The organism is Variovorax paradoxus (genome assembly GCF_030815975.1).
GTDB classification, from domain to species: domain Bacteria; phylum Pseudomonadota; class Gammaproteobacteria; order Burkholderiales; family Burkholderiaceae_C; genus Variovorax; species Variovorax paradoxus_N.
In genome coordinates, this window is record NZ_JAUSXL010000002.1 from 4,204,136 (window position 1) to 4,216,593 (window position 12,458).

12 protein-coding genes and 1 pseudogene are annotated in these 12,458 nt (G+C 69.0%); 1 reads left to right on the plus strand and 12 read right to left on the minus strand.

Annotated elements, in window-relative coordinates:
* The first annotated feature begins 10 nt into the window (after positions 1 to 10).
* Positions 11 to 955 carry a hypothetical protein gene (locus QFZ47_RS23470; RefSeq protein ID WP_307657924.1) on the plus strand — a complete coding sequence of 315 codons (945 nt, stop codon included), beginning with the start codon at positions 11 to 13 and terminating at the stop codon, positions 953 to 955.
* Positions 956 to 1,000: 45 nt separating this feature from the next.
* Here the strand turns inward: QFZ47_RS23470 and QFZ47_RS23475 are convergent, their stop codons facing one another.
* The 12 genes and pseudogenes from QFZ47_RS23475 to QFZ47_RS23530 all read right to left on the minus strand — a co-directional run bounded on the left by QFZ47_RS23475 (position 1,001) and on the right by QFZ47_RS23530 (position 12,455).
* Positions 1,001 to 1,207 (minus strand): hypothetical protein, encoded by a 207-nt coding sequence (locus tag QFZ47_RS23475; protein ID WP_307657925.1) that lies wholly within the window; start codon positions 1,205 to 1,207, stop codon positions 1,001 to 1,003.
* 94 nt (positions 1,208 to 1,301) lie between these two features.
* Positions 1,302 to 1,901, minus strand: coding sequence for a hypothetical protein (locus tag QFZ47_RS23480; protein ID WP_307657926.1), 600 nt, complete (start codon positions 1,899 to 1,901; stop codon positions 1,302 to 1,304).
* Between the two features lie 20 nt (positions 1,902 to 1,921).
* The gene (locus QFZ47_RS23485; RefSeq protein WP_307657927.1) at positions 1,922 to 2,206 is read right to left on the minus strand and encodes a hypothetical protein; all 285 of its coding nucleotides are present in this window, start codon (positions 2,204 to 2,206) and stop codon (positions 1,922 to 1,924) included.
* Between the two features lie 11 nt (positions 2,207 to 2,217).
* A pseudogene (locus QFZ47_RS23490) lies at positions 2,218 to 3,745 on the minus strand (mannose-1-phosphate guanylyltransferase/mannose-6-phosphate isomerase).
* A 32-nt stretch (positions 3,746 to 3,777) separates the two neighbouring features.
* A complete protein-coding gene (locus QFZ47_RS23495) occupies positions 3,778 to 4,566 on the minus strand; it encodes a LuxR C-terminal-related transcriptional regulator (RefSeq protein ID WP_307657928.1) in 789 nt (262 codons plus the stop codon).
* 54 nt (positions 4,567 to 4,620) lie between these two features.
* Entirely contained in the window at positions 4,621 to 5,847 is a 1,227-nt protein-coding gene (locus QFZ47_RS23500; RefSeq protein WP_307657929.1) for a glycosyltransferase WbuB, read from the minus strand.
* Positions 5,844 to 7,109, minus strand: a complete 1,266-nt coding sequence (locus QFZ47_RS23505; protein WP_307657930.1) for a lipopolysaccharide biosynthesis protein — start codon at positions 7,107 to 7,109, stop codon at positions 5,844 to 5,846. Before QFZ47_RS23505 ends, QFZ47_RS23500 begins: the two co-directional genes overlap by 4 nt.
* 31 nt (positions 7,110 to 7,140) lie before the next feature.
* Positions 7,141 to 8,073 (minus strand): hypothetical protein, encoded by a 933-nt coding sequence (locus tag QFZ47_RS23510; protein ID WP_307657931.1) that lies wholly within the window; start codon positions 8,071 to 8,073, stop codon positions 7,141 to 7,143.
* Positions 8,074 to 8,082: 9 nt separating this feature from the next.
* Positions 8,083 to 9,012, minus strand: a complete 930-nt coding sequence (locus QFZ47_RS23515) for a hypothetical protein (RefSeq protein WP_307657932.1) — start codon at positions 9,010 to 9,012, stop codon at positions 8,083 to 8,085.
* Complete coding sequence (locus QFZ47_RS23520) at positions 9,009 to 10,106, minus strand: glycosyltransferase (RefSeq protein ID WP_307657933.1); 1,098 nt, start codon at positions 10,104 to 10,106, stop codon at positions 9,009 to 9,011. Before QFZ47_RS23520 ends, QFZ47_RS23515 begins: the two co-directional genes overlap by 4 nt.
* 8 nt (positions 10,107 to 10,114) lie before the next feature.
* Positions 10,115 to 11,437, minus strand: a complete 1,323-nt coding sequence (locus QFZ47_RS23525) for a hypothetical protein (RefSeq protein WP_307657934.1) — start codon at positions 11,435 to 11,437, stop codon at positions 10,115 to 10,117.
* 40 nt (positions 11,438 to 11,477) lie between these two features.
* Complete coding sequence (locus QFZ47_RS23530) at positions 11,478 to 12,455, minus strand: GDP-L-fucose synthase family protein (protein WP_307657935.1); 978 nt, start codon at positions 12,453 to 12,455, stop codon at positions 11,478 to 11,480.
* Between the last annotated feature and the right edge of the window lie 3 nt (positions 12,456 to 12,458).

The window sequence follows — 12,458 nt, forward strand, 5'->3', positions numbered from 1 at the left end:
TGTTTCCTCCATGTCCGCACTCGCCCTTGCTCCCATCGTTGTCGCGCATATAGGCCCGCCGCCGCCCGCGCCCGACGTGCCCATACCCGTGCCGCCGCCACCGCCGCCCGGTCCCCCGCCCGAAGGCGATCCGCCGCCGGTCGAGCCGCCGTTCACCGACCCCGGCTTTCCGCCGCCCGTGATCGATCCTCCGCCGCCCATGCAAAAGGCTGGCGAGGTGCCGTTCGGAAAGCTGCATGCGCGGCGGCTGCGCGAGATCTACCGTTCGGCGGGCTGGCCCTGCTGCGATGCCATCGAGGTCGAGCTGCTCGCGGGCGGGTTCCTCGAACGCCTGCGCACGCCGCATGGCCACGAGACCCTGCGCGTGACCGATGCCGGCATTGCGCGCATTGCCACCACGCTCACCATCAACCGCGCGGCGCTCTCGCCGCATGAGGCGCTGGTCGAGCGCGTGGCGCGCGAGATGACGCGCGGCGGCCGCATTGCCTGGCGCGGCCTCGGCCTGCGGGCGCGCCTGCCGCCGCTCGAAGAGGGCGGCAAGCCGCGCTGGTGCATCGCGAGGCCCGACGTGTTCTCGATCCGGAACACCAGCGTCGAGGCGTATGCGCATCCCGTCGTGCACGAGGTGAAGGTGAGCCGCGCCGATCTGCTGGGCGACCTGCGCAAGCCCGACAAGCGCGCGGCCTATCTCGAGCTGGGCGGCGAATGCTGGTACGTGCTGGGCAACGATGCGCGCGGCCGCTGCATCGCATCGCCCGACGAAATTCCGCCCGAGTGCGGCGTGCTCGTGCTCGAAGGCGAACGGCTGGTGGTGGCGCGCGCCGCCGTGCACCGCGCCTTCGATCGCATTCCGTTCGGCGTATGGCTCGCGCTGGCCAAGGCCCAGCCCATCGCGGGCTTCGACGACGATGCGCAGGACATGCTCGGCGAGCCTGGAGCGGACGACAGCGCCTAGGCAAGCCGGCGTCCTGCACCACGCCAGCCTCTTCTCTCTTTCTGCTCAATCGGCCGGCGGCCACCAGTGTTCGGCCGTCGTGCGAATGACGCGCGCCGCATGGATGCGGAGGTCGCCGTCGCGCTCCTGTGCGCAGGCCACGCGAAAGGGCCAGGTCGAGATCCGCCCCGCGGGCTGGCGCGGCTGCGAGCGCCGCAGCGGCGAAAAAAACAGGATGCGCGCAGAGGGCGCCGGCGGGCTGGCGGTGGTCATGGTGTCGCCTTGAATGTTGCTCTTGGAGACGAGTAATTCTAGAGGAAACACTGTATGAAAGAACAGTATTTTTGCGGCGCTGCGGGGCGCTGGCTCAGGTGTCGAACAGCGGGCGCGCGGCCCTCGGCATGTCCGGGCCGCTGCGCAGGTTGCGCTCGATGAATTCGCGGGCAATGGCATCCACGTCGGCCGGCGCCGGCGTGTCGAAGGACATGCGGTACTTCAGCAGCCGGCCGTTGCGCGCCGTGAGAAAGGTGAACGACTCGTAAGCCTTGCGCGTGACGGCGTGCACGATGCGAAAGCTCGCGCGGCGAAAGTCCTGCCCCTCGATCCGCAGGTCGCTGACGGGGCCGACCTCCACTTCTGCATAGAGGCCCCTTGCGCCCGCGAGCCGGACCTCTTCCACGGAAGAATTGAATTGCGCCTCGAAGCGCGGATCGTCGACCCCGGCCTGCCAGTGGCCCTGCTTCAGGTCGTACAGGTAGACGTCGATCCAGCCCACGCGGCTCTCGTAGCGGTGGCTGATGCCCAGGCCCGGCAGCCGCGCCTCGTGCCAGGTCGAGCGCATGTACTGCCACGTCACCGTGCCGGCAGCCGGCGCTGCCGGCACGGGCGTGGTTGCGGGCGTGACGGAGGGCGCGGCGCAGCCCGAGAGCAGGGCGGCGATCAGCAGGGCAGGCCAGAGCTTCGTCATGGAGGCCCTGCCCGCGCCCGTCAGTCGAGCCGAACTTCGAAATAGGCTTCGTCGGCCTCGCCGAGCGCGCGAAAGCCCGCCGTCTTGGCGGCTTCGTAGGCCTTGGCCCAGCTTGCCGCCAATGCGATGTCGTCCTTGGTGAGTTCGTCGGCGCTCGATTCGCTGGCGTTCTCGAAGGCCTTCAACGCCGGCCCCACGCCGTCGCCCAGCAGCTTGTCGAGCTCGCGGCGAAAGCGCGCCTCGGCCGCGGAAATGACATCGGCCGGTGCATCGGGGAAATCGATCAGGTTCACTGTGTAGCTCATGGGGGCGGATGCTACGTGATGGCTGCGTCAGGCTGCGGGCTCGGGGCCATCTGCGGCGTGGCATCGGCCTCGGCGGGCAGGGAGGAATCGAGCGACGGCAGCACCGCCGCATCGCCGCGCGTCTTGATCGAAGGGCAGCGGCCATAGGTGTCGTCGAAGCGCACGATGTCGTCCTCGCCCAGGTAGCCGCCGGTCTGCACCTCGATCACTTCGAGCATTGTCTTGCCCGGGTTCTCCAGCCGGTGGATGGCGCCCAGCGGCAGGTAGATGGATTCGTTCTCGCGCACCAGCGTGGACCTGCCCGTCGCAGGTGGCCTTGGCCGTGCCCTGGACCACGATCCAGTGCTCGGCGCGGTGGTGATGCATCTGCAGCGAGAGCTTGGCGCCGGGCTTCACGGTGAGCCGCTTCACCTGGAAGCGCTCGCCGAAGTCGAGCTTGTCGTAGGCCCCCCAGGGCCGCACCACGCGCCGGTGTTCCGTTGCCTCGGCCTGGCCTTCAGTGGCGAGCATCCGCACCACGTCGCCGACCTGCTCGGCGCAGTCGGCGCCCGCCACCAACACCGCGTCGGGGGTGTCCACGATGATCAGGTGGCTGGTGCCCAGCGCCACCACGCGGCGGTGTGGTGCGTGGATGAAGGTGTCGCTCGAGCGCAGGGCGCTGGCCTTGCCGCTCAGGCGGTTGCCGGTGCCGTCCGCCGGATGCAGCGTGGCTACCGCGTTCCAGCTGCCGACATCGCTCCAGTTGCCAGTGAACTTCACGACCGAGATGCCCGGGTGCTTTTCGAGTACCGCGTAGTCGATGCTGTCGCTGCGGCAGGCCTCGAAGGCCTCGCGGTCCAGCCGGTCGAAGCTGCCGTCGGCCGTGATGGCGGCGGTGGCGCGTTCGCAGGCCTGCAGGATGTCGGGCGCATGCGTGCGCAGCGCCGCAACGAGGATGTCGGCGCGTGCCAGGAAGATGCCGGCGTTCCAGCAATAGCCGCCGTGCAGGATGAGCGACTCGGCCACGGCCGCCGTCGGCTTTTCCACGAAACGCACCACGGCATGGCTGTGGCCGTCGGCCGAGGGCGCGCCGGCCTCGATGTAGCCATAGGCCGTGCTGGCGAAGCTGGGCGCCACGCCGAAGGTCACGATCTGCCCGGCCAGCGCTGCCTCGACGCCGCTGCGCACCGTCTGCGCGAACAGCGCCGTGTCGGGAATGTGATGGTCGGCCGGCGCGAACAGCAGCAGGTCGTCCGGCCCCGCGCGCAGCGCCGCGGCGGCCATGGCGGCGGCCGTGTTCCGCCCCACCGGCTCCAGGATCTGGCGGCCGGTGGCACCGGCCTTGTCGACCGCTTCGCGCACCAGGAATCGATGGTCTTCCGATGCCACGCAGGTGATGTTGCTGTTCAGGCTGCACAGGCGCTCCAGCGTCAGCTGCAGCAGGCTCTTGTCGCCGATCAGTGGTGCGAACTGCTTGGGCAGGGTCTTGCGCGAAAGCGGCCACAGGCGCGTGCCGTTGCCGCCGCACAGCACGACGGGATGGATGGTGGGGGTGGTCATGGCGTCATCCTCTTGAAGTGGGGGTGCTTCGGTCAGAGCTGGCCGGTGTGGGTGGCCAGGCTCACCGCCTGCGCGCGCGAATGCACATGCAGCTTCTTGTAGATGTTCTTGATGTGGGCGTTGACGGTCTGCCCCGAGATCCCGAGCCTCATGCTGATCTCCTTGGAAACGCAGCCGCGCGCCACGAAGCGCAGCACCTCGCGTTCGCGCGCGGTCAACGTCGCCTCGCGCAGCGGCGCCTCCGCGGCCGGCCGCTCGCCGTTGACTTGCAGGTTCATGCGCGTGAGCAGCCGGCGCGTGAGCTTGGGCGTGATGGCCGCCCCGCCGTTGACCACCTGCAGCACGGCCTCGGCAAAGCTCTGCAGCCAGGCGTGCTTGAGCAGGTAGCCGGTGGCGCCGAGCTCGAACGCATGCATCACGTGGGCGTCGTCCTCCAGCGCGGAGATCACGATGATTTCGCAGTAGCGGTGCAGCTTGCGCGCCTCGCGGATCAGATCGAAGCCCGATCCGTCGCCAAGCCGCAGGTCGACCATCAGCACGTCGAACTCATGGGTCGCGAGCAGGCGCCGGCCGTCGCGCACGCTGTTGCCTTGGCCTTCGAGCTGGATGCGCATGTCCGACAGCAGTTCCTGGGCGATCACGCGCCGCATGAACTCGTCGTCGTCGATGAGCAGCACGCGCACCGGCGCGTCTTCCTGTCCGGTGAGGAAGTGCGGCCACAGCGGTTCGGGCGGTGGACAGAGGCCCGGCGGGCTGGCTTTCCGGCGCTCCGGCAGGCGGCCGGGATCCGGCGTGTCGGAAGGAGGAGTGGTGTCGGACATGTGGATCCCCAGGTTGGAGTTGGAGGAAGTGGATGTCGGTGGTGGCGTGCGGAGTCAGTCGGCCAGGCAGCGCAGCAGCTCGCGCTCCAGCCGCTGCAGGATGGCGTTCTGGTCCAGCTGCGTTTCGGCGAACGAACGGCCGGCCGCGCCCATGGCTTCGCGTTGCGGGCGCGACGTGGCGAGCTGCGCGATGGCCTCGGCCAGCGCATCGGCGTCGCCGGGCGCAACCACCAGGCCGCGGCCCGACACCACGTTGCTCAGCTCGGTGCCCGCGTGGGCCGTGACGATCACGGCCTTGCCGCTCGCGAGCATGCCGCCCAGCTTCGACGGCATCACCAGGTCCGCGGCGTCGGCGCGCTGCGGCAGCACGTGAATGTCGGCCATTCCCAGCAGTTCGTTGAGCCGCTCGGCCGGCTGCAGGTCGAGAAAGTGCACGTGGTCCAGGCCGGCGCATGCGGCCTTCAGCGGCTCGCGGCTCGGCCCGTTGCCGCAGAGCACGAAGTGAATGTGCCTTGCGGCCGCGAGCCGGCCCGCCGCGTCGGCCAAGAGCTCGATGCCCTGCTTGTTGCCCAGGCTGCCCGCATAGAGCACCACGACCGCATCGTCCGCAATGCCGAGCATGGCCCGGTAGCCGTTCGCGCCGTCCGGGTGCGGGCGAATCGAGCGCACGTCCACCCAGTTGGGAAGCAGCACCAGCCGGGTCTCGTCGATGCCCTTGTTCCTGGCCTTGTCGAGCATCGCGGCGGAAATGGTCGACACCCGGCTGAAGCGGCTCAGCAGCCAGCGCTCCGCCGAGAGCGCGAAGCGCCGCACCCGCGCGCCGCGCACCAGGCCCAGGTCGAAGGCGGCGTCCACCTCGTAGTCCTGGATGTGCAGCCACGACTTGATGCCGAGCATGCGCGAGAAGAAGAGCACGGCCGGCGCGCAGAAAAGAGGCGGCTCCACGACAAACACCAGGTCCGGCTTCCAGCGCATCTGCCCGAAGAGCAGCGGCATGCTCGACAGCATGAAGGAGAACAGATGCGCCATGCGCGCCAGCGCGCGCGGCCGCGCCGGCACCCAGGTGGGCGCGCGCCAGACCGTGATGCCGTTCCAGTCCGTCTTGCGGTAGGCCCAGGCCGAGTGCCCTTCGAACGGCGCCCAGTGCGGAAAGAACGGCGGCGAGGCGATCACCCGGACCTCGTGGCCCTTGGCATGCAGCCACTGGGCCATCTCGCCCGAGTACTTGCCGATGCCGACAAGCTCGGGTGTGAAGTTCATCGAATAGAGCAGGATTTTCATGAAGGCCTCGGGAAGGAACCGCGAACCAGCCGCGCCAGCGGAAAGAAGCCGAGCAGCGCACGCATCCGCACCTCGTAGAGCAGCAGGTCGGAAACGGCGGCAATGAAGAACACGTAGTGCGGCTTGCCGGGAAAGATCGACACCACGGCGCCGTACGACAGCAGCCGCAGCAGCACTTCGGCCAGCGCCCACCATCCGAGCGAGCCCATCGAGGCCCTGAGCGCGAGCAGCATCTCGTGGTGGACCGTGTAGGTGCGCAGCAGGAAGTAGGGCGCCATGCACAGGAAGATCTCGAGCGCCTCGCGCCCGACCTTCAGCAGCGGCGCGGCGGCCGCGATCACCACGGCAAGCCCGGCGAAGAGTGCGCAGCCCAGCAGGAACGAGTGCTTCGCCAGCCGCAGCTCCGAGCCGTCTGAACTCGCGGCATCGGTGTCCAGCATGGGGCGCGTCTTGGTGTAGAGAAAGGCCTGGACGAACTGCGACGGGGCCTCCGCCAGCAGGAAGGCGATCTTGAAGGCGCCCACATACCCGAGCGGCATGAAGAAGGCCACCACCAGCAGGTCCGACTTGCGAAGCAGGAACATCAGCAGCGAATAGACGGTGGCGCTGCCCTGCGACGCCAGCGCGAGGGCGGCGCGTCCGGCCGGCGGGCCCGCGACCCAGCGCGTCTGCATGCAGGCCGCGCCCACCAGCACGAAGGCCAGCAGGTTGATGAGCAGCAGCTGCGTCGCGCGCAGCTCGGCGCCCCACGCGGCGAAGGCCGCCACGCCGATGACCAGGATGGTCGAGCGGATGCCTCCCTCCAGGTTGAGCAGGCCGGCACGGCCCAGCCCCCGGCTGTACGACAGGCGCAGGCTCATGAACGAGAACACCGCGAGCGTCGCCATCAGCAGCGCGAAGGGCGCGCCAACCACCGGCAGGTGCTGGATGCGCAGCACGGCGGCGCTCAGCAGCGCGGCCAATGGAAGCCCGATGGCCAGCGTGCGGACCACGTCGCCGCGGCGCACGCCCGGCGGCACGGTGGCGGCATGGCGCGCGAACAGCAGCGGGCTGCCCAGCACGGCCACCACCAGCGCCACTTCCATCACCGACTGGTAGATCGAGTATTCGCCGAAGTCCGATGGCGAGACATTCGCGGCCATCAGGAACAGCGCCGCGAAGCCCGCGAGGTACACATAGAGGCGCGAAGCCAGCGCCCCCACGCCATGAAGCCGTACCGCGCGCATGCCGGCGAGTTCGACGGTGCGGTGAAGGATGTTCATGGCCGTGAGTGCCTGGGTGCGGGAGGCGGCGTCATTTCGGCCCGGCCGCGCCGGCAAAGCGCGCGCCGCCCGCGGGGCGCTGCGCCAGCTGGCGCATGCCGAAGGCCCAGTTCTTGGCCCGGCGCCCGAGCCGCAGCGCGGCCGTGAGCAGCGCGACGGTGCGCACCCGGCCGTGCAGCACGTGCGCCATCGCGATCTTGGCGCTGCCCTGGAAGTGCAGGGCCAGCACGTTCACCAGCTCGCCTGCGGGTGTGACCAGGCAGGGCTGGCCGTCGACGAACACGAGGCGCTTGGCGCCGCCGCGGCCCTGGAATTCGTTCGCGAGCAGGTTGTGCCCGCCGTTGATGTTGTGGTCGATCACGCGCCCGCCGAACACCCGGTTGATGGGCGCCGCATTGCCGCTCGCATGGGCCCACAGGTGCAGCAGGGTCATGTCCGACACGCCGCCGCGCACGCCCCTGGCGGCAAAGCGCGCCGCGATCGCGCGCAGCCTCCTGCGGCCGGTGGGCGTTGCGTAGGTGTTGAGCAGGAACGCGACGAACTGCTGCAGGCCCGCCGCGGTCCAGTAGCTGACGTGCGGTGAGATCTGGCAGGGGTCCCAGCTGCCGCTCGGGCGCATGTACGAGCCCGAGAAATCCGCCTTTCCGGCCACGCGCCGGATGTGCGCGCCGACGCCCCGGAACAGCAGCACGTCGCTGTCGATAAGCACGAACTCGCGGTGCTCGGGGTGGGCGCGCAGATATTCCGACAGCAGGAAGTAGCGCCTAAAGCAGATCTTCTCGAACTCCGGCGGATTGCTCGACAGGTGCACGTAGGTGCGGCACAGGCGTTCGTAGCCGGGCCCGGCATCGGTACCCGCGAGCACGATGAGCGGTTCCTGCGCACGCGCCGCGGATTCGCGGCACATCAGCAAGGACTTGTTCTGGCGGTCTTCCACCACGATGAAGGCAAGGGTGTTGTTCATGGTCATGTGTCAGGGCCGGGGCGCCGTGGCGTTGCGGACCAACGCCACGTGCGCGGGAAGAAATCGGAAGTCGGCATCCAGCGGCAGGTCGAGCGTGAAGAGCCCGCCGCGCGCATTCGCCTGCGCAATCCAGCTGCGCACCTGGGCGGCCGTGAAGCGCGGCGGCGTCGGCTGGCCCCACGAGGCGCCGAGCGGCGTCAACAGATGGAACTTCAGCTCCGACGGCGGCCCGCCGAATTGCGCGGGCGGCTGCATGAACTCGCCGGCCATCAGGTTCTGGCAGGGCGCGGCCTTGGCGCTGGAGCGCGCCGGACCCTCGCCGGCATTGAAGGCCAGCCACCGGTCGGGGGCGCCGCTGCGCGCCGCGGCGCAGAGCGCATCCCAGCCGGCGGGCGAGATGCCCCGGGTGTTGTAGACGCCATCGAACCACCAGCCCCTGGCGAGCGCGCCATAGTGCTGCGACCAGTCGCGGATCACCGCGGTCCAGGCAGCGACGAAGTGCGCGGGCGGCGGCTCCTGCTCGGAGATGTCGCCGAGGCACTGCATCAGCTCGGGGTCGTCCTGCGGCGCGCGAAACGGCAGGTACAGCACCAGGGCAATGCCGCGGCTGTGCAGCGCGCGGCCGATCTCCAGCGGCAGGTCGCGCGGCGGCCGGTTCGCGGCGCTGCGCGGGCACAGCGCTTCGAGCGCCGCATTCGGCGCAATGTACTGGCCGTTGTTCTGCCCGAGCGTCAGGATGAGGTGGGATGCGCGCATCTGCGCGAGCGATGCGGCAAACGCATCGACGTCGAAGCGGGCGGCATCGGCGATCGACTGCTTGTCGGGCAGGTAGTGCACCATCACGCCGAAGCCCGCCGTGGCTGCTGCCGGCGCTGCGCAGGCCGCGCCGAGCAGCCCTGCCGCGAGCCAACGTCGAAGGGCGCGTGCGGTGCGTGTCATTGCATGGCCCCGGCAAGCGAGACGTCCTCGCGCTTGAGCATGAGATAGCGCCTGGCCACCGCGCCGGGTGCGCAGGCTTCGGCATGCAGCCAGGGCGGTTGCGTGTTCCGGTGTTCGTCCAGGTAGCGCGACAGCTGGCCCAGGTCGCAGGGCTCGCTGCCGATGAAGAAGCCATAGCCGCCGAACAGCTCCCGGTGCACCGGAATGTCCGAGAGCAGCAGCGGCACGCCCAGCGTGGCGGCTTCGGCGGCCGAGAGATTGAAGCCCTCGAAGGCGGACAGCGAGATGAAGGCCGTCGCGCCGCAGTACAGCCGCGTCAGTTCCTGGCGCGAAACCAGCCCGCGGTGCCGCACACAGCTGCCGAGCTCGGGCGCCATGCTGGCGACCATTCTTTTGACATCGGCCGCGCCGTTGCCCGTGATGTCGAGCCAGTCGACCAGCCCCTCGCGCTTCATGCGCTCGAAGAGCTTCAGCGTGCCGCCAAAATTCTTGTGCGGGTAGTAGTGGTAGGACGCGATCAGGTAGCGCTCGCCGGCGGGCGGCTCGCGGGACGGTTCGGCCGCACCGGCCACACCCGCTGCGCGCTTGGCCTCCACCGGATTGAAGATGACCGTCGGATGCTCGCAGCGTCCGAAGTGCCGCTCGAAGTCCTGCTGGCTGCTCTTGCTGATGAACACCACGTCGGCCGCGCTGTGCGCGACGCGCCTGAGATTCCAGTCGAGCCACAGGCGCTTGGCGCGGCTGAAGTACGCAGGGTAGTGCCGGTACTGCAGATCGTGGACGATCACGATCGAATCCCGATGGCGCCCGAAAAGCGCGAACGGCAGGAAGTAGTTCGGGAACAGCGAGAACACCCGCTCGCCCGATACCAGCGCCCGCAGGCAGTGGTAGTTGTAGAGCAGTATCTCGACCAGGAACCGGCTGATGCGCAGGCGCCGCGCGGCGGCGAAGAGGCGCGGATGCAGTTCGCTGGCCGGCTGGATGTGGTCGCCCTTGCACAGGCGCATCCTGCGCAGCAGGAGGTCGGACACGTTCAGCACGCCGCCCGCGCCGCGGTTGAGGCGGATCGTGTCGTAGAACAGGTACTTGTACATGGTGAACCTCACAGCGTGCCGGAGGCGTACGGCGCCGCACCGCGGCGTGCCGGACGGAAGCGCGAACTCAGCAGCCCGGCGAACAGCGCCGCAATCAGCCCAGATGCCGCGAACGGCCCCCAGCCGAGGATCGGCCCGCGCATGAATGGCACATAGGCGGCCAGCAGCACCAGCGCGCACAGATAGCTGCCGGACAGCGCGGCGCGCGGATCGACCATCCTGTCCAGCACCCGGAAGCCGGCCGAGATCGCAAGGCCGAACATCACGGGCCCGGCCAGCCCGAAGTCGAAGTACGCGGTGGTGAAGGGCGGCAGCGACAGGTTGGCCTGCGAGAAGTTGCCCAGGATGGCCGGCCATCCGAGCGGATCGAAGTCCGGAAACAGCTTCAGGTCGCGCGGCAGGAAGAACGAGAAAGCCGACAGCAGGTAGCGCCCCCATCCGAGCTCGGGCTCGGATGCGCGCTCGATGATTCCGGCCACGACGTACATCGCGTCGAAGTCCTGGCTGTAGGGAAAGGTGGCGAGCGATTCGCCCCAGAAAGTGCCGCGCGACACCAGGTTGAGCACCGGGCCAAGGCCCGCGATGGCGCCGAAGATCAGCAAGGCCAGCGTCCAGCGCCAGCCCCGGCCGAAGACATGGATGAAAAGAGGCAGCAGCCCGATCAGCAGTACTTGCCGCGCCGTGTTGACGGGGTTCGCCGCGAAGGCCGCCATGGCCAGCGAAAGGCCCGCGGCGCACCATGACCAGAACGTGCCGCGGCGCATGGCATGGATCGTCAGGGCCACGAAGCAGATCAGCACGATGAGCTTGGGCAGCGTCGAATAGACGATGTAGTCGACGGGCACGTTGTCGTCGGCCCCCGGAATGCCGCGCGCGATGAAGTTCAGGTCGGGGCGGATGAACAGCGAGGCAAACGCCGAGATCGCGCCGCTCAGGAGCAGCAGCGCCGGGTGGGCCACGCCGGCCGACTGAACCTGAGGGCCCGCGTCGGTGCGCACCGGCGCCGACGCATCGGGCAGGCCAAAGCGGGCCGCCTCGACACCCGCCATGTACAGCAGCAGCAGCGTGAGCGCCTGCATGTGCGCGACCGGGCCGATCACCCCCGTGTCCCAGAACGAGACGTCAGCGGCGATCTGCATTGCCGGTGCCAGCGAGAAGTAGGTCAGGACCGTGGCGTAGTGGATCAGCAGGAAGACGCTGGCCCTCGGCGCGCCGAGCATCGACAGCTGGACCAGCGACAGCGCGCACACCGCCGCATAGCCCCATGACGGCTCGATCGAGCCGCACAGGAACGCAATGGCGATGCCTGACCAGAAGGAGAGCGCTCTCATGGGGGGCCTTGTGCTTGTTCTTGCGTGGGACGGTGCGGGCTCAGGCGTGCGCCAGCTCCTGGGCCGGCTGCAGCGACTTCTGGTAGTCCGCATAGGTGCGGCGCAGGCCCTCGGCCAGCGATACCGTGGGGTGCCATCCGAGGGCGGCGGCGCACGATATGTCGAGCAGCTTTCTCGGCGCGCCGTCCGGGCGCGAGGGGTCGAACCGGATCCTGCCCCGGTAGCCCACGACCTCACCGACCAGTTGCGCCAGTTCGCCGATCGACAGGTCATCGCCCATGCCCAGGTTGATGTGGGCGCACATCGGCGTGGTGTGCTGCTCGTAGCCCGCGCGGCTCAGGCCCATCACGGTGGTGCAGCCTTCGGCCATGTCGTCGACGTAGAGGAACTCGCGCCTGGCCTGGCCGGTGCCCCAGATCAGCACCTCGGGCGCGTCGCTGGTCTTGGCAAGGTGGAAGCGGCGGATCAGCGCCGGCACCACATGGCTGTTCTCGATGTGGTAGTTGTCTCCGGGGCCGTACAGGTTGCAAGGCATCACGCTGCGGTAGTCGATGCCGTGCGAGGCGCCGTACTGGCGGTTGTAGCTCTCGCACAGCTTGATGCCGGCGATCTTGGCGATGGCGTAGGGCTCGTTGGTCGGCTCGAGCTGGCCGCCGAGCAGCGCATCTTCGCGGATCGGCTGCTCGGTCAACCGCGGATAGATGCAGCTCGAGCCGAGGAACAGCAGGCGCTTGACGTTCGCGAGGAACGCCTGGTGCGTGACATTGGCGGCAATCAGCAGGTTCTGGTAGATGAACTCCGCCGGATAGGTCATGTTGGCGTGGATGCCGCCGACCTTCGCTGCCGCCAGGTACACCTGGTCGACGCGCTCGGTGGCGAAGAAACGGCGAACGGCATCCTGGTCGAGAAGATCGAGTTCCTCGTGGCTGCGCGTGACGACCTCGTGCCCGAGGCTGCCCAGACGCTTCACGAGAGACTGCCCCACCATGCCGCGGTGACCAGCAACGTAGATACGCATATG